We start from the raw sequence: 15,504 nt of genomic DNA on the forward strand, positions 1-15,504 counted from the left end.
GTCAGTTGCCGCTGACGGTGACCTTCTCGTCGTTCTTGAGCTGGTCGACCAGGGTCTTGACCTTGGCCTTGTCCCAGACGAGGTTGCCGCCGGAGGACCCCGAGATCGGCATGTTCATCGAGGTGCCGTCGCCGCCGTTGACGCCCTTCATCGCGAAGAACATCGAGCCCAGGTCCCACAGGCCCATGTCCTTGTCGACGATCAGGGAGTCCAGGCCCGCGCCCATCACCGGGTAGAACTTGAAGGGGTTCAGCACCGTCGACGGGGTGGCCACCTGGTGGGCGAGCGCCGCGAGGAACTTCTGCTGGTTCTTGGTGCGCTCCAGGTCGGAGGCGGCGAACGCGTGCCGGGTGCGGACGAAGGCGAGGGCCTGCTCGCCGTTCAGGGTCTGCTTGCCAGCCTTGAAGTCGGCGCCCGAGTACTTGTCCTTGAAGCCCTTGTCGATGGTGATGTCGACACCGCCCACCGCGTCCACGATGTTGGCGAACCCGGCGAAGCCGATCTCGACGTAGTGGTCGATGCGCAGCCCGGTGTTGAACTCGATCGTCCTGACCAGCAGTTCGGGGCCGTCCGTCGCGTACGCGGCGTTCAGCTTGATGTGCCGGCCGGTGCCCTTGTAGGTCTTGCCCGACTCCGAGCCGACGAAGGTCGGGAGCTCGACGTCCGAGTCACGCGGCAGCGAGATGAGGGTGTCGCCGTTGTCGCCGACGTGCAGGATCATCATCGAGTCGGTGCGCTTGCCCTCGGCGGAGCCGGTGTGCAGCTGCTTCTTCTCGGCGGCGGACATGCCCTCGCGGCTGTCGGAGCCGACGATCAGGTAGTTGGTGCCCTCGCCGCCGGACGGCCGGTCGATGACCTTCGACAGGTCGACCTCGCGGCGCAGCTTGGAGTCGGCCCAGAAGTAGGTGGCGACGCTCGTCACGAGCAGGACGGCGACCACCGTGACCGCCGTCCACTTGATGCGCCTGCCCCAGTTCGGCGCGGGGCGCCCGGCACCCGTGCCGGTGCCGGCCGGGCCGCGGCCGCCGGGGCTGCCGTAGACCTGGCCCGTGTTGTAGCCGCTGTCGTACCCGGGGTCGGCGCCCGGGGTGCCGGCGGGGTCGCCGTACCCCCGGCCGTCGACGTACGACGGCTGCGGCGGGACGCCGGGGCCGTGCGGCGGGGCGGCCGGACCGCGGCGGACCTGTCGCATCACGCGCGCGCCCTCGGGCTGATCGCTCGCACTGCCACGTCCGTACCGGGAGCCGCGGTTGTCGTCGGACCATCCCTGGGGCCAATCATTCATGGCCACAGTGTGCCGGGCCCAGCCAGGTGCCTTACAAGAGTCGTCGGAAAATCATCGCGGCGCTGTGGCCAAGCTGACACAAAGTCCCGGAATGTCGCCGGCCGCATAAGGTGGGGGCCATGACGGACCAGGCCACCACGGCGGAGTCGGACGCCCCGGAGATCCCGGGCAAGCCGACGTCCGCGTCCCGCACGACCCTCAGCCACATCATGACCCACAACGACACCAACCTGCTGGGCACGGTGCACGGCGGGGTGATCATGAAACTGGTCGACGACGCCGCGGGAGCCGTCGCCGGGCGGCACAGCGGCGGGCCCGCGGTGACCGCGTCGATGGACGAGATGGTGTTCCTGGAGCCGGTCCGCGTCGGTGACCTCGTCCATGTGAAGGCCCAGGTCAACTGGACCGGCCGGACCTCCATGGAGGTCGGGGTGCGGGTGCTCGCCGAGCGCTGGAACGAGTCCGCGCCGGCCACCCAGGTCGGCTCCGCCTACCTGGTCTTCGCGGCCGTGGACGCCGACGGCCGGCCGCGCCGGGTGCCGCCGGTCCAGCCGGAGACCGAGCGCGACGAGCGCCGCTACCAGGAGGCCCAGATCCGCCGCACCCACCGCCTGGCCCGCCGCCGCGCGATCAGGGAACTCCGCGAGAAGCGAGCAGCAGAGGGTTTCGAGGACTGAGCCGGCCCCCCACCGCTCACGACACGAGCCCCCGGCGGGTGTCCGTCGGGGGCTCTGTCGTGAGTGGCGGGGGCTTACGGCAGGTTGCGGGCCATGACGATGCGCTGGACCTGGTTCGTGCCCTCGTAGATCTGGGTGATCTTGGCGTCGCGCATCATGCGCTCGACCGGGTAGTCGCGGGTGTAGCCGTAGCCGCCGAGGAGCTGGACGGCGTCCGTGGTGACTTCCATCGCGACGTCCGAGGCGAAGCACTTGGCGGCGGCGCCCAGGTAGGTCAGGTCGGCGTCGCCGCGCTCGGAGGCGGCCGCGGCCTGGTAGGTGAGGGCGCGGGCGGCGGAGATCTTCATCGACATGTCGGCCAGCATGAACTGGATGCCCTGGAAGTCGGCGATGGCCTTGCCGAACTGCTTGCGCTCCTGGACGTAGTTCTTGGCGTAGTCGAAGGCGCCCTGGGCCACGCCCAGCGCCTGGGCGGCGATGGTGATGCGGGTGTGGTCCAGGGTCTGCATGGCCGTCAGGAAGCCGGTGCCCTCCTCGCCGATCATGCGGTCGGCGGGGATGCGGACGTTGTCGAAGTAGACCTCGCGGGTCGGGGAGCCCTTGATGCCGAGCTTCTTCTCCGGGGCGCCGAAGGAGACGCCCTCGTCGGACTTCTCCACCACGAAGGCGGAGATGCCCTTGGAGCGCTTGGCCGGGTCGGTGACCGCCATCACCGTGTAGTACTCGGAGACGCCCGCGTTGGTGATCCAGCGCTTGACGCCGTTGAGCACCCAGTGGTCGCCGTCGCGTACCGCGCGGGTCTTCATGCCGGCCGCGTCGGAGCCCGCCTCCGGCTCGGACAGGCAGTACGAGAACATCGCGTCGCCCTTGGCGAGCGGGCCCAGGTACTTCTTCTTCAGGTCCTCGGAGCCGGACAGCACGACCGGCAGCGAGCCCAGCTTGTTCACGGCGGGTATCAACGAGGAGGACACGCAGACGCGGGCCACCTCCTCGATGACGATGACCGTGGCGAGCGCGTCGGCACCCGTGCCGCCGTACTCCTCGGGCACGTGCACGGCGTGCAGGTCGCTGGCGACCAGGGCGTCGTGGGCCTCCTGCGGGAAGCGCGCCTCCTCGTCCACCGCGGTGGCGTACGGGGCGATCTTCGCCTCGGCCAGCGAGCGGATGGCGTCGCGGAGCATGTCGTGCTCCTCCGACGGTCGGTACAAGTCGAAGTCAGCCGATCCGGCCACGTTCCCTCACGCTCCAAAGACGCTCTGCTGCTGACGCTAACTACCGTTAAGTAACCCTAATTTTAGAGGCCGCCCGCCCGGCGTGAAGACGTGACCTTGACGACAAGCGGGAACGACCGGGAGGAACCCCGCGCGGAACCCGCCGATCCGCCCGGCTCGGGGTCGTGCCGCGCCCCGGATATGCTCGGGCGCGCAGCGAACGACGTCCACCCCAGGAGCATCCATGGCCGCCCTCAGGATCACCGTGATCGGCACCGGCTACCTCGGCGCCACCCACGCCGCCGCCATGGCCGAGCTGGGTTTCGAGGTGCTCGGGCTGGACGTCGTACCGGAGAAGATCGCGCTGCTGGAGCGCGGTGAGACCCCGATGTACGAGCCGGGCCTCGACGAGCTGCTGCGCCGGCACGTGCCCGGGTTCGAGGGGTCCAGCGGGCGCCTGCGGTTCACCACCGACTGGGCCGAGGTGGGCGCGTTCGGCGACGTGCACTTCCTGTGCGTGAACACCCCGCAGAAGCACGGCGAGTACGCCTGTGACATGTCCTACGTCGACTCCGCCGTGGCCTCCCTCGCGCCGCACCTGACCCGGCCCGCGCTGATCGTCGGCAAGTCGACCGTGCCCGTCGGGTCGGCGGACCGGCTCGCCGCGTACCTCGCCGCGCACGCGCCCGCCGGGGAGGACGCCGAGCTGGCCTGGAACCCGGAGTTCCTGCGCGAGGGCTTCGCCGTCGAGGACACGCTGCACCCGGACCGGATCGTCGTCGGCGTGCGCAGCGAGCGCGCCGAGCGGACCCTGCGCCAGGTGTACGCCACGCCGGTCGCCGAGGGCTCGCCCTTCGTGGTCACCGACTTCCCGACCGCCGAGCTGGTGAAGACGTCCGCCAACTCCTTCCTCGCCACCAAGATCTCCTTCATCAACGCGATGGCGGAGGTCTGCGAGGCCGCGGGCGGTGACGTGGCCAAGCTCGCCGAGGCCATCGGGTACGACGACCGGATCGGGCGCAAGTTCCTGCGGGCCGGGATCGGCTTCGGCGGCGGCTGCCTGCCCAAGGACATCCGGGCCTTCATGGCGCGCGCGGGCGAGCTGGGCGCCGACCAGGCGCTGACCTTCCTGCGCGAGATCGACTCGATCAACATGCGCCAGCGCGGCCAGATGGTCGAGCTGGCCCGGCAGGCGCTGGGCGGCGGGCCGTTCCTGGGCCGGCGGGTCGCCGTGCTGGGCGCCACCTTCAAGCCCGACTCCGACGACGTGCGGGACTCGCCCGCGCTGAACGTCGCCGGGCAGATCCACCTCCAGGGCGGCCAGGTCACCGTGTACGACCCCAAGGGCATGGACAACGCCCGGCGGGTCTTCCCGACCCTCGGCTACGCGCCCACCGCGCTGGACGCGGTCCGCGGCGCGGACGTGGTGCTGCACCTGACGGAGTGGCGGGAGTTCCGCGAGCTGGACCCGGCGGCGCTGGGCGAGGTCGCCAAGGCCCGCGTCATCCTCGACGGCCGCAACGCCCTCGACCCCGAGCTGTGGCGCAAGGCGGGCTGGACGTACCGGGCGATGGGCCGCCCGACGGCCTGACGGCCCTCTGTCCTGACGACCCGACGGCCCCACGACCTGACGGCTGACCCCTGACCGCTGACGGCCCGACCCCCGGAAGCCCGACCGCGAGCGCCGGACGGCGACCGGTTCGGCCGAGGCTCAGTCGGCCGAACCGGCGCCTGGCTGCATTCTGCACCACCGCGCTGGGCCGTAGGCCGTGTCTTTCGGATCACCCCGGGGCCGCGGGGCTTGGCACGCACATCTGCCGCGTTGTCGTCGGTTGCCGATGCTCCGCATCGACGCCCTCCTCCGCCTTGCAGCTGCACGCACCAAGCCACGCTCACCGGCACTGTCAAGGCGCCGTCGGTCCGTGTCGGGCTGATCCGAAAGACACGGCCTCTCAGCGCACCTTCTCCCGGTACCGGCGCATCTTGGCGCGGGCCCCGCAGACCTGCATGGAGCACCAGCGGCCGCGGCCGGCCGGGCTGCGGTCGTAGTACGCCCAGTGGCAGGTGTCCGCCTCGCACGCCTTGAGCCGGGTCCAGGTGCCCGCGACCAGGGCCTCGGCGACGGCGCCGGCCACCCGGGACAGCAGGGGGCCGTCGTCGGCCCGCAGCGCGGCGGAGCCGTCCCGCTCGTCCACGGCGAGGTACAGGGGCGCGGCGGCCAGCAGGTCGCCGAGCGGTGTCACCGCGCGGTGGGGCGGATGGCCGGCGTGGGCGAGCAGGGTGGCGCGCAGCGACTCGCGCAGGGCGCGCGCCCCGGCGAGCCCGTCCGCGCCGATCCCGAAGCGCGCCCGGACGTCCTCCCGGTCGAGGGCGTCGACGTCCGACTCGATGTCCAGGGTGTTGACCAGGGCCTCGACCAGCGCCAGCCCTCCCGGTGCGGGCGATCGCTCACTCATGGCTGCACGCTACCTTCCGCGTTTCCGCGTTTCCCCTTGCGACGTTACCTGCCATGGGCCAGCATGGGGTAACCGTTACCGGTTGCCCGCGTTCATGGGTAACCCGCGACTTCGAGGAGGAAGTCATGGCTCTCGCCAAGCTGGGCGCCGTCGTCCTGGACTGTCCCGACCCGCACGCGCTGGCCGGTTTCTACGCCGAGGTGCTGGGCGGCACGCCCGAGGGCGACGACGCGTGGGTCGACCTGAAGGTGCCCGACGGGCCGACGCTGGCCTTCCAGACGGCGCCCGGGTTCGTACCGCCGCGCTGGCCCGCGCCGGACCACTCCCAGCAGTTCCACCTGGACGTCACGGTGGAGGACCTTGACGCGGCGGAGAAGGCGGTTCTGGCACTCGGCGCGAAGCCGCTGGACGCGGAGGACCGCTCGCGCACCTTCCGGGTTTACGCGGACCCGGCCGGGCACCCGTTCTGCCTGTGCGCCTGCTGACCCGACCGACCTGGAGGTCCCCGAGATGCCGAGCGCGGTACGCCTGCGGAACGTCGTGATCGACTGCCCCGACCCCCTCGCCCTCGCCCGGTTCTACGCGGCCCTCGCCGGCGGCGCCCCGGAGGCGGAGGACGACGAGTGGGTGACGCTGCGGGTGCCGGAGGGGCCGCGGCTGGCCTTCCAGCGCGCCGAGGAGTTCGTGCCGCCCGAGTGGCCGAGCGGCGACCGCTCCCAGCAGTTCCACCTCGACTTCGACGCGGGGTCGACGTGGGAGGAGCTCGACGCGGCCCACGAGAAGGTCCTGGGGCTCGGGGCGCGTGCGCTGGACGTGGAGGACCGGGAGAAGAAGGACTTCATGGTGTACGCCGACCCGGCCGGCCACCCGTTCTGCCTGTGCCGGATCGACGTGGAGAACCGGCTCTAGGAGCTGTCCTGGGTCCGGGTCCAGCCGCCCGTCAGCCGTCCAGTTCCGCGATCGTCGCCGTGGACGGCTCGCGGCGCTCCCGGGCCGAGCGGGCGACGAAGTCGGCGGTGCGCAGCACGCGCTGGACGTTGCCCCAGGTGAGCAGGGCGATGTCGGACTCCGGCCAGCCCCGCCGCAGGAGTTCGGCGATCAGCCGCGGGTAGCCCGAGGCGTCGGCGAGCTCCTGGGGGTGGGCGACGCCGGCGTCGTAGGTGCCGGACAGGCCCACGCAGTCCGGGCCGGCCAGGGCGCGCACGTGGTCGAGGTGGTCGGCGACGTCGCGGACGGTCGGGCCGGTCTGCTCGGCCGTCAGCGGCACCAGGCACAGCCCCTTGGCCGCGCCCAGCCCGGTGAGCAGGGAGTCGGGCAGGTTGTCGGGGTGGGGGCGCAGGGAGCGGGCGGCTGAGCGGGTGCACAGCACCGGGGTGCGGGACAGCGCGAGGACGCGGGTGATGGTGGCCTCGGAGGCGCCGGAGAGGTCGGCGACCACGCCGAGCCGGTTCATCTCCCGCACGACCTCCTCGCCGAACCGGGTCAGCCCGGCCCCGCTCGCCCAGGAGGTGCCGGCCAGCGTCAGCACGCGCAGCCCGAGCGTGTGCAGGGCGCGCAGGATGCCGAGGGAGTCGTCGAGCGCGGCGGCGGTCGCCGGGCCGAGCAGGACGGCGATCCGGCCGCAGTTGCGGGCGTCGATGACGTGCCCGGCCGAGCGGGCCAGCCGCAGCCCCTCGGGGTGGGCCTTGATCACCGAGCGGACCAGGTCGAGCTGTTCCAGGGTGGCGCCGACGGCCCGGTCGGCGGCCAGGCCCTCGGGCAGGTGCAGCGACCAGAACAGCGCGCCGACGTGGCCCTCGCGCAGCCGGGGCACGTCGGTGTCGACGGCGCTCTCGCCCTCCTCCAGGTCGTACCAGGGCAGGTGGCGCAGCACCCAGGGCAGTCCGGTGTAGCCGTCGGCGACCGGGTGGTCGTCCAGGAGGGCGTGGGCGCGTGCCAGGGGGTCGCCGGAGGGGCCGGGTGCGTCCAGGAGGTCCAGCGGGTCCGCGAACGGGTCCTCCAGCGGCAGCGCCGCGACCTCGGTCATGGGGTGCACTTCGTCCTGGAGGTCGGCCATGGCGGTCTCCGTACGGGTCGACCGGCGCCGCCCTCCGGCGCCGTGATCAGCAGTACCGACACCGTCGCACGGGGGCCGGGCGGCTTCCTGGTGGGTGGAGCCGTTCGGGTGCTCCGCCTCCGCCCACCAGGCAGCGGTCAGCCGTCGAGCGCCTCGAGGGTGGCGTGGGAGGGGGCGCTCGTCTCCCGCAGGGCGCGGGACACGTCCTCCGCGGCGCCCAGCACCCGCACCGCGTTCTGCCAGGTCAGCTTGGCCAGGTCGGCCCTGGACCAGCCGCGGTCGAGCAGTTCGGCGAGGAGGTTGGGGTAGCCGGAGACGTCGGCCAGGCCCTCGGGGGTGAAGGCCGTGCCGTCGTAGTCGCCGCCGATGCCGAGGTGGTCGACGCCCGCCACCTCGCGCATGTGGTCGAGGTGGTCGGCGACCGTGGCGACGGTGGCGACCGGGCGCGGGTGGCCCTCCTCGAAGGCCTGGTGCACCTTCATCGCCTCGGCGGTGCCGTCGAGGTGGTGGAAGCCGTGGGCCCGCAGGTTGTCGTCCGCGGCGGCGGTCCAGTCGACGGCGGCCTGGAGCACGAACTTCGGCACGAACGTCACCATCGCCACACCGCCGTTGGCGGGCAGCCGCTCCAGGACGTCGTCGGGGATGTTGCGCGGGTGGTCGCACACGGCCCGCGAGGAGGAGTGGGAGAAGATCACCGGGGCGGTGGAGGTGTCCAGCGCGTCCCGCATGGTCGTCGGCGCCACGTGCGAGAGGTCGACCAGCATGCCGAGCCGGTTCATCTCCCGCACGACCTCGCGGCCGAACGCGGTCAGACCGCCCGCCCTCGGCTCGTCGGTCGCCGAGTCCGCCCAGTCCACGTTGTCGTTGTGGGTGAGCGTCATGTAGCGCACGCCGAGCGCGTACAGCCCGCGCAGCACGCCGAGGGAGTTGGCGATGGAGTGGCCGCCCTCGGCGCCCATGAGGGAGGCGATGCGGCCCTCGGAGCGGGCCGCCTCCATGTCCGCCGCCGTCAGCGCGGCCCCCAGGTCCCGCGGGTGGCGGTCGATGAGCCGCCGCACGCAGTCGATCTGCTCCAGCGTGGCCGGCACCGGGTCGGGCAGGTCGGACCGCACGTACACGGACCAGTACTGGGCCCCGACCCCGCCCTCGCGCAGCCGCGGCAGGTCGGTGTGCAGGTGCGCGTCCTGGCGTACGGCGATGTCGCGGGCGGCGAGGTCGTAGTGGACCTGCTCGCGCAGCGCCCAGGGCAGGTCGTTGTGGCCGTCGACCACGGGGAACTCGCGCAGCAGCTCGCGGGCCCGGTCCAGGGAGGTCACCGCGGTCACTTCCCCGTGCCGAAGCCGAAGCCGCCGGCGCCCTCGGCCTTGGCGCGCAGGCGCTTGCCCTTCTCGGTGGCCTGGTCGTTCAGGTCCTGCTGGAAGTCGCGCATCCGGTTCAGCAGGTCCTCGTCGTGGGCGGCGAGGATGCGGGCGGCCAGCAGGCCGGCGTTGCGGGCGCCGGCGACGGAGACGGTCGCCACGGGCACGCCCGCGGGCATCTGCACGATGGACAGCAGGGAGTCCATGCCGTCGAGGTACTTCAGCGGCACGGGCACGCCGATCACCGGCAGCGGGGTGACGGAGGCGAGCATGCCGGGCAGGTGGGCGGCGCCGCCCGCGCCGGCGATGATCACCTTCAGGCCCCGGTCGGCGGCCTGCTCGCCGTAGGCGACCATCTCGCGCGGCATGCGGTGCGCGGAGACCACGTCGACCTCGTAGGCGATCTCGAACTCGTCGAGGGCCTTGGCGGCGGCCTCCATGACGGGCCAGTCCGAGTCCGACCCCATGACGATGCCAACAACAGGGCTCATTCGGTGATGGTGCCTCTCAGGTAGCCGGCAGCGTGACGGGCGCGCTCCAGCACGTCGTCGAGGTCGTCGCCGTAGGTGTTCACGTGACCGACCTTGCGGCCGGGCTTCACGTCCTTGCCGTACATGTGGATCTTGAGCTGGGGGTCGCGGGCCATGCAGTGCAGGTACGCGGAGTACATGTCGGGGAAGTCGCCGCCGAGGACGTTGACCATCACGGTCCACGGGGCGCGCGGGCGCGGGTCGCCGAGCGGCAGGTCGAGCACGGCGCGCACGTGGTTGGCGAACTGGCTGGTGATCGCGCCGTCCATGCTCCAGTGGCCGGAGTTGTGCGGGCGCATCGCCAGTTCGTTGACGAGGATGCGGCCGTCGCGGGTCTGGAACAGCTCGACCGCGAGGTGGCCGACGACGCCGAGTTCCTTGGCGATGGTCAGCGCCATCTCCTCGGCCTCCAGCGCGAGGGCCGGGTCCAGGCCGGGCGCGGGCGCGATGACCGTGTCGCACACGCCGTCCACCTGGCGGGACTCCACCACCGGGTAGGCGACGGCCTGGCCGTGCGGGGAGCGCACCACGTTGGCGGCGAGCTCGCGGACGTAGTCGACCTTCTCCTCGGCGAGGACCGGGACGCCCGCCCTGAACGGCTCCTCGGCCTCCTCGACGGTGTCGACGACCCACACGCCCTTGCCGTCGTAGCCGCCGCGGACGGTCTTCAGGACGACCGGGAACCCCGCGCCCTCCTGGGCGAAGGCGGCCACGTCCTGCGCGTCGCGCACGATGCGGTGCCGGGGGCACGGCACGCCCAGCGCGTCGAGCCGCGCGCGCATCACGCCCTTGTCCTGGGCGTGCACCAGCGCGTCCGGGCCGGGGCGCACGGGGATGCCGTCCGCCTCCAGGGCCCGCAGGTGCTCGGTGGGCACGTGCTCGTGGTCGAAGGTGATCACGTCACAGCCGCGCGCGAACGCGCGCAGCGTCTCCAGGTCGCGGTAGTCGCCCACGACGACGTCGTGGACGACCTGTGCCGCGGAATCCTGCGGAGTGTCACTGAGGAGCTTGAACCTGATGCCCAGCGGAATGCCCGCCTCGTGCGTCATGCGCGCGAGCTGGCCACCGCCGACCATGCCGACTACGGGGAACGTCACACGCCTAGGGTATCGGCCACGCCGGACGGCCTGAATCAGTGCCTCCCGCACCGCGGCCACGGGAAACGGACACGCCCGGTGGTTAGCATGGCGGGGTCGAACCATTCGCTGACCCGGACGGGGGCCTGCACGACCATGGGACATGGTGCCTCGGGGCTCCGCCGGCTCGTCCACGAGCTGGCCAAGTTCGGCGCGGTCGGCGGCGCGGGCCTGCTCGTGAACCTCGCCGTCTTCAACCTGGTCCGGCACGTCACCGACCTTCAGGTGGTCCGGGCGAGCGTGATCGCCACGGTGGTGTCGATCGTCTTCAACTACGTCGGCTTCCGCTACTTCACCTACCGGGACCGCGACAAGAGCGGCCGCACCAAGGAACTCACCCTGTTCCTGCTGTTCAGCGTGGTCGGCCTGGTCATCGAGAACGGCGTGCTCTACGCGGCGACGTACTGGTGCGGCTGGGACAGCCCGCTGCAGAGCAACGTCTTCAAGTTCGTCGGCATCGGCGTCGCGACCCTGTTCCGCTTCTGGTCCTACCGCACCTGGGTGTTCCGCGCCCTGCCCGCGCGGGACGCCGTGGCGAGCGCGGAGTCCTTCCTGGAGGCGGACATATCGACCCCCACGGCACAGCAGCAGATGAGCTGAACCGGGGTCCCGACGACCGGCGGGAGTGACGGGCGGCCACGGCCGGCCCTCTCCCCCGCCTGGTCCCCCGCCCGACCTCTCACCTGACCGTGGGCTCCTGGTCCTGCGCCGACCGCTTCGCCGGCGGGGTGCGCGAGAGGAACAGCCCGAACACCGCAGGCTGCGCCTGGAGCATCTCCAGCCGCCCGCCGTCCGCCTCCGCCAGGTCACGGGCCACCGCCAGGCCGATGCCGGTGGAGTTGCGGCCGCTGATGGTCCGCTCGAAGATGCGGGCGCCGAGGTCCGCCGGGACGCCCGGCCCCTCGTCCGTCACCTCGATCACCGCCTGGTTGCCGGTGACGCGGGTGCGCAGCGCCACCGTGCCGCCGCCGTGCATCAGGGAGTTCTCGATCAGGGCCGCGAGCACCTGGGCCACCGCCCCCGGCGTCCCCACCGCCCGCAGGTGCCGCTTGCCCGAGCTGACGATGGCCCGCCCGGCGCTGCGGTAGGCGGGCCGCCACTCGGCCAGCTGCTGCTGGATGACCTCGTCGAGCTCGAAGGAGACGGCCGAGCCGGTGCGCGGGTCGCGGGCGTTGGTCAGCAGCCGCTCCACGACGTCCGTGAGCCGCTCCACCTGGGTGAGCGCGATCGTCGCCTCCTCCTTCACCGTGTCCGGGTCGTCGGTGAGGGTGATCTCCTCCAGCCGCATGGACAGCGCGGTCAGCGGGGTGCGCAGCTGGTGGGAGGCGTCGGCGGCCAGGCGCCGCTCGGCGGTCAGCATCCGCCCGATGCGCTCGGCGGAGGAGTCCAGGACGTCGGCGACCCGGTCCAGCTCGGGGACGCCGTAGCGCTTGTGGCGCGGGCGGGGGTCGCCGGAGCCGAGGCGCTCCGCGGTCTCGGCGAGGTCGGTGAGCGGCGAGGCGAGCCGGTTGGCCTGCCGGATGGCGAGCAGGACGGCGGCGACCACCGCCAGCAGCGCCACCAGGCCGATGATCAGCAGGGTGCGGCCGACCTCGCGGGTCACGGTGGAGCGGGGCTCCTGCACGACGACGGTCTCGCCGCCCTCGCCCTTCTCCGTCGCGGTGATGACGTCGCCGTGCGGCGCGGTGCCGATCTCGATGGGCGCCCGGCCGGGCACGGTGATCACGGCGTGGCGGTTCTGGGTGACCTGGTCGCGCAGGATCTCGGTGGTGACGTCCTCGTGCCCGAGCAGCCGGCTGTCCACGATGCCGACCAGCCGCACGGCCTCGGAGTCCACCCGCTCCTGCGCGCTGTTGCTGATCGTGCGGCTCTCGACGATGACCAGGGAGACGCCGAACACCGCGATCACGACGAGGACGACGGCGAGGGTGGACTGGATGAGACGGCGGCGCACGGGCTTCTCCGGACGGTGGCTGCGGGGCTGTCGTGTCGGTCGGGCCCCGGGAGGCGGCGGACCGGGCCGCTCAGCTCTTCTCGAAGCGGAAGCCGACGCCCCGCACGGTCGCGATGTAGCGGGGGTTGGCCGCGTCGTCGCCGAGCTTCTTGCGCAGCCAGGAGATGTGCATGTCGAGGGTCTTGGTCGACGACCACCAGGTGGTGTCCCAGACCTCGCGCATCAGCTGGTCGCGGGTGACGACCCGTCCGGCGTCGCGCACCAGCACCCGCAGCAGGTCGAACTCCTTCGCCGTGAGCTGGAGTTCCTCGTCGCCCATCCACGCCCGGTGCGACTCGACGTCGATGCGCACGCCGTGGGTGGCGGGCGGCTGCTGCGGCTCGGCGGCGCCGCGCCGGAGCAGGGCCCGGACCCGGGCGAGCAGTTCGGCGAGCCGGAAGGGCTTGGTGACGTAGTCGTCGGCGCCCGCGTCCAGACCGACGACGGTGTCGACCTCGTCGGCCCGCGCGGTCAGGATCAGGATCGGCACGGCGTGGCCCTCGGCGCGCAGCCGGCGGGCGACCTCCAGGCCGTCCATGCCGGGCAGGCCGAGGTCCAGCACGACCAGATCGACGCCGCCCTGCATCCCGGCGTCGAGCGCGGTCGGTCCGTCCTCACGCACCTCGACCTCGTACCCTTCCCGGCGCAGGGCGCGGGCCAGCGGCTCCGAGATGGACGCGTCGTCCTCGGCGAGCAGTACACGGGTCATGAGCCGATGGTAGTCCGCCTGACCAGGGGGCCGAGGTGTGATCGGCCCCCTCGTCTCTTACTCAGGACAAGCCGGACATCCGCCGTCCGGGATCACCCGGCGGCTTGGTACGGACCTGCGGTCCAGGGATGTCATCCTGGATGGGACCTTCGGAACCATGCCCGTGGTTCCGTGTACACCTGTGATCCGCGTCTCAAGTCCTTCCATATGCGGCGGTGTCCTGCCGTATGGTGAAGAAACGCCTGTAGTACGCGGGGACCTTCGGCGACGTCTGTGACGCTGAGGGTCTCTTTTGTGTGCGGGCTGGTTCTCCCCAGCCTTGAAAGGAATGACCTGTGGCCGGGCCTCGGCGCGACGCGCGCCAGGCGTGGATCCCGGTGGTCGCCGTCCTCCGCTCCGCGATCCGGAGCGGCTTCCCCCCGGGCGTGGGGCGGACGGGCCGACCCGCCGGTGCCGGCCGCCCCACCGGGCGCGCAACGCTCCGCTCGCGCGTCCCGAACCAGCAAGGAACGACCATGGCGTCCAGCCTGACGAAGGACTCGGTCCGTCCGGACACCCCCGGAACCGGGAAGACCTTCTTCGGCCACCCCCGCGGACTGGCCACCCTCTTCATGACCGAGATGTGGGAGCGCTTCTCCTACTACGGCATGAGGGCTCTGCTCCCGCTGTACCTGGTGGCCCCCGGCGGCCTGCACCTGAGCGCGGGCACGGCGACGGCGATCTACTCCGTGTACGTGTCGCTCGTGTACCTGCTCGCCCTGCCGGGCGGCTGGGTCGCGGACCGCTTCCTCGGCCCCCGCAAGACGGTCGCCGTCGCGGGTCTGATCATCATGCTCGGCCACCTGGCGCTGGCCCTGCCGGCCGCCGCGACCTTCTTCGTCGGCCTCGGCCTGGTCGCCATCGGCTCGGGCCTGCTGAAGGCGAACATCTCCACGATGGTCGGCCACCTCTACGACGGCCCGGACGACCCGCGCCGTGACGCCGGCTTCACGCTGTTCTACATCGGCATCAACCTGGGCGCCTTCGTCGCGCCGCTGGTCATCGGCACCGTCGGCGAGAACGTCAACTGGCACTTCGGCTTCGCGCTGGCCGCGCTCGGCATGGCGCTGGGCCTGGCCCAGTTCCTGCTGGGCAGCCGCCACCTGAGCGAGCGCAGCGACGTCGTCCCCACCCCGATGTCCCCGGCCGAGAAGTCCGCCACCCTGACCAAGGGCCTGGTGTGGCTGGCCATCGCCGCCGTGTTCTACGGCATCGTCGGCTTCACCGGCCACTTCACGCTGAACTGGGCGCTGATCCCGCTGACCCTGATCGGCCTGATCGTCCCGATCCTGGTCATCGCCCGCATCCGGCGCGACAAGGACCTGGACACCGCCGAGCGCACCAAGGTCTCCGCGTACGTCTGGTTCTTCGTGGCCGCGGCCGTCTTCTGGATGATCTACGACCAGGGCGGCTCGACCCTGTCGCTGTTCGCGGACGCCAGCGCCGACAACACCGTCTTCGGCTGGGAGTTCCCGGTCTCCTGGTACCAGTCGGTCAACCCGGTCATGATCATGGCCCTGGCGCCGGTCTTCGCCTGGATGTGGCTGTGGCTGAACCGGCGCGGCAAGGAGCCGAGCACCATCGTGAAGTTCGCCTCCGGCCTGGTGCTGGTCGGTGCGTCGTTCTTCCTGTTCCTCGCCCCGCTGTCGATCGCCGAGGGCGGTCACAAGGCCGCGGCGATGTGGCTGGTCGCGATCTACTTCGTGCAGACCGTCGGCGAGCTGACGCTGTCCCCGGTGGGCCTGTCGGTCACCACCAAGATGGCGCCGGCGAAGTACGCCTCGCAGATGATGGGCGTGTGGTTCCTCGCCGTCACCGCGGGCGACTCGGTCACCGCGCTGCTGTCGAACCCGGCCGTGGGCGGGGTGAACCTGGACCGCATGGGCTTCGTCGCCCTGGAGGCCGTGCTCGCCGTGGTCGCCGGCTTCGCCGTGTGGATGTACCGCCGCAAGGTCAACGCCCTGATGGGCGACGTGCGCTGAGCGGGTCCCGGCGGGCCCGCGCGGCCTGACCGACCACGGCCGGAGGGCCGCCGCATCCCGGGGATGCGGCGG

15 protein-coding genes are annotated in these 15,504 nt (G+C 72.0%); 6 read left to right on the forward strand and 9 right to left on the reverse strand.

Going from position 1 to position 15,504, the window contains the following annotated elements; translation table 11 throughout:
* Position 1: 1 nt before the first annotated feature.
* The gene (locus AQJ30_RS15075; RefSeq protein WP_079084115.1) at positions 2 to 1,285 is read right to left on the reverse strand and encodes an LCP family protein; all 1,284 of its coding nucleotides are present in this window, start codon (positions 1,283 to 1,285) and stop codon (positions 2 to 4) included.
* A gap of 119 nt (positions 1,286 to 1,404) precedes the next feature.
* On the opposite strand from AQJ30_RS15075, the gene AQJ30_RS15080 reads away from it, so the two are divergent.
* Positions 1,405 to 1,962, forward strand: a complete 558-nt coding sequence (locus AQJ30_RS15080) for an acyl-CoA thioesterase (protein ID WP_067233659.1) — start codon at positions 1,405 to 1,407, stop codon at positions 1,960 to 1,962.
* A 74-nt stretch (positions 1,963 to 2,036) separates the two neighbouring features.
* Here AQJ30_RS15080 and AQJ30_RS15085 read toward each other — a convergent pair whose 3' ends face one another.
* On the reverse strand, positions 2,037 to 3,194 hold the full coding sequence (locus tag AQJ30_RS15085) for an acyl-CoA dehydrogenase family protein (RefSeq protein ID WP_067233660.1): 1,158 nt from the start codon (positions 3,192 to 3,194) through the stop codon (positions 2,037 to 2,039).
* A gap of 223 nt (positions 3,195 to 3,417) precedes the next feature.
* Here AQJ30_RS15085 and AQJ30_RS15090 point away from each other — a divergent pair, with 223 nt between their 5' ends.
* On the forward strand, positions 3,418 to 4,764 hold the full coding sequence (locus AQJ30_RS15090; protein WP_067233662.1) for a UDP-glucose dehydrogenase family protein: 1,347 nt from the start codon (positions 3,418 to 3,420) through the stop codon (positions 4,762 to 4,764).
* A gap of 361 nt (positions 4,765 to 5,125) precedes the next feature.
* Here the strand turns inward: AQJ30_RS15090 and AQJ30_RS15095 are convergent, their stop codons facing one another.
* On the reverse strand, positions 5,126 to 5,629 hold the full coding sequence (locus tag AQJ30_RS15095; RefSeq protein WP_067233664.1) for a CGNR zinc finger domain-containing protein: 504 nt from the start codon (positions 5,627 to 5,629) through the stop codon (positions 5,126 to 5,128).
* A 125-nt stretch (positions 5,630 to 5,754) separates the two neighbouring features.
* On the opposite strand from AQJ30_RS15095, the gene AQJ30_RS15100 reads away from it, so the two are divergent.
* Both AQJ30_RS15100 and AQJ30_RS15105 read left to right on the forward strand, forming a co-directional pair.
* Entirely contained in the window at positions 5,755 to 6,114 is a 360-nt protein-coding gene (locus AQJ30_RS15100) for a VOC family protein (protein WP_067233666.1), read from the forward strand.
* A 25-nt stretch (positions 6,115 to 6,139) separates the two neighbouring features.
* Positions 6,140 to 6,538: a VOC family protein gene (locus tag AQJ30_RS15105; protein WP_067233667.1), complete on the forward strand. Its 399-nt coding sequence runs from the start codon at positions 6,140 to 6,142 to the stop codon at positions 6,536 to 6,538.
* A 31-nt stretch (positions 6,539 to 6,569) separates the two neighbouring features.
* Here the strand turns inward: AQJ30_RS15105 and AQJ30_RS15110 are convergent, their stop codons facing one another.
* The 4 genes from AQJ30_RS15110 to AQJ30_RS15125 all read right to left on the reverse strand — a co-directional run bounded on the left by AQJ30_RS15110 (position 6,570) and on the right by AQJ30_RS15125 (position 10,670).
* Entirely contained in the window at positions 6,570 to 7,685 is a 1,116-nt protein-coding gene (locus tag AQJ30_RS15110; RefSeq protein ID WP_067233669.1) for a dipeptidase, read from the reverse strand.
* Between the two features lie 137 nt (positions 7,686 to 7,822).
* On the reverse strand, positions 7,823 to 9,001 hold the full coding sequence (locus tag AQJ30_RS15115; protein WP_067234701.1) for a dipeptidase: 1,179 nt from the start codon (positions 8,999 to 9,001) through the stop codon (positions 7,823 to 7,825).
* 5 nt (positions 9,002 to 9,006) lie between these two features.
* Positions 9,007 to 9,534 carry a 5-(carboxyamino)imidazole ribonucleotide mutase gene (gene purE, locus AQJ30_RS15120; protein WP_245726935.1) on the reverse strand — a complete coding sequence of 176 codons (528 nt, stop codon included), beginning with the start codon at positions 9,532 to 9,534 and terminating at the stop codon, positions 9,007 to 9,009.
* Entirely contained in the window at positions 9,531 to 10,670 is a 1,140-nt protein-coding gene (locus AQJ30_RS15125) for a 5-(carboxyamino)imidazole ribonucleotide synthase (protein WP_067233673.1), read from the reverse strand. Before AQJ30_RS15125 ends, purE begins: the two co-directional genes overlap by 4 nt.
* A gap of 135 nt (positions 10,671 to 10,805) precedes the next feature.
* On the opposite strand from AQJ30_RS15125, the gene AQJ30_RS15130 reads away from it, so the two are divergent.
* Positions 10,806 to 11,309: a GtrA family protein gene (locus AQJ30_RS15130; RefSeq protein WP_067233675.1), complete on the forward strand. Its 504-nt coding sequence runs from the start codon at positions 10,806 to 10,808 to the stop codon at positions 11,307 to 11,309.
* A gap of 79 nt (positions 11,310 to 11,388) precedes the next feature.
* Here the strand turns inward: AQJ30_RS15130 and AQJ30_RS15135 are convergent, their stop codons facing one another.
* Together AQJ30_RS15135 and AQJ30_RS15140 are read right to left on the reverse strand one after the other, a co-directional pair.
* Positions 11,389 to 12,663, reverse strand: a complete 1,275-nt coding sequence (locus AQJ30_RS15135; RefSeq protein WP_067233677.1) for an ATP-binding protein — start codon at positions 12,661 to 12,663, stop codon at positions 11,389 to 11,391.
* 70 nt (positions 12,664 to 12,733) lie between these two features.
* A complete protein-coding gene (locus AQJ30_RS15140) occupies positions 12,734 to 13,411 on the reverse strand; it encodes a response regulator transcription factor (RefSeq protein WP_064533465.1) in 678 nt (225 codons plus the stop codon).
* Between the two features lie 515 nt (positions 13,412 to 13,926).
* Here AQJ30_RS15140 and AQJ30_RS15145 point away from each other — a divergent pair.
* On the forward strand, positions 13,927 to 15,432 hold the full coding sequence (locus AQJ30_RS15145) for an oligopeptide:H+ symporter (RefSeq protein WP_067233678.1): 1,506 nt from the start codon (positions 13,927 to 13,929) through the stop codon (positions 15,430 to 15,432).
* The last annotated feature ends 72 nt before the right edge of the window (positions 15,433 to 15,504 follow it).

The organism is Streptomyces longwoodensis (assembly GCF_001514125.1).
GTDB classification, from domain to species: Bacteria; Actinomycetota; Actinomycetes; order Streptomycetales; family Streptomycetaceae; genus Streptomyces; species Streptomyces longwoodensis.

Bases quoted from the DNA above. Each gene is read 5' to 3' on its own strand.
- AQJ30_RS15140 (WP_064533465.1), bottom strand. From the start codon at position 13,411: ATGACCCGTGTACTGCTCGCCGAGGACGACGCGTCCATCTCGGAGCCG.
- AQJ30_RS15105 (WP_067233667.1), top strand. From the start codon at position 6,140: ATGCCGAGCGCGGTACGCCTGCGGAACGTCGTGATCGACTGCCCCGAC.
- AQJ30_RS15090 (WP_067233662.1), top strand. From the start codon at position 3,418: ATGGCCGCCCTCAGGATCACCGTGATCGGCACCGGCTACCTCGGCGCC.
- AQJ30_RS15075 (WP_079084115.1), bottom strand. From the start codon at position 1,285: ATGAATGATTGGCCCCAGGGATGGTCCGACGACAACCGCGGCTCCCGG.
- purE (WP_245726935.1), bottom strand. From the start codon at position 9,534: ATGAGCCCTGTTGTTGGCATCGTCATGGGGTCGGACTCGGACTGGCCC.
- AQJ30_RS15095 (WP_067233664.1), bottom strand. From the start codon at position 5,629: ATGAGTGAGCGATCGCCCGCACCGGGAGGGCTGGCGCTGGTCGAGGCC.
- AQJ30_RS15100 (WP_067233666.1), top strand. From the start codon at position 5,755: ATGGCTCTCGCCAAGCTGGGCGCCGTCGTCCTGGACTGTCCCGACCCG.
- AQJ30_RS15130 (WP_067233675.1), top strand. From the start codon at position 10,806: ATGGGACATGGTGCCTCGGGGCTCCGCCGGCTCGTCCACGAGCTGGCC.
- AQJ30_RS15080 (WP_067233659.1), top strand. From the start codon at position 1,405: ATGACGGACCAGGCCACCACGGCGGAGTCGGACGCCCCGGAGATCCCG.
- AQJ30_RS15110 (WP_067233669.1), bottom strand. From the start codon at position 7,685: ATGGCCGACCTCCAGGACGAAGTGCACCCCATGACCGAGGTCGCGGCG.
- AQJ30_RS15145 (WP_067233678.1), top strand. From the start codon at position 13,927: ATGGCGTCCAGCCTGACGAAGGACTCGGTCCGTCCGGACACCCCCGGA.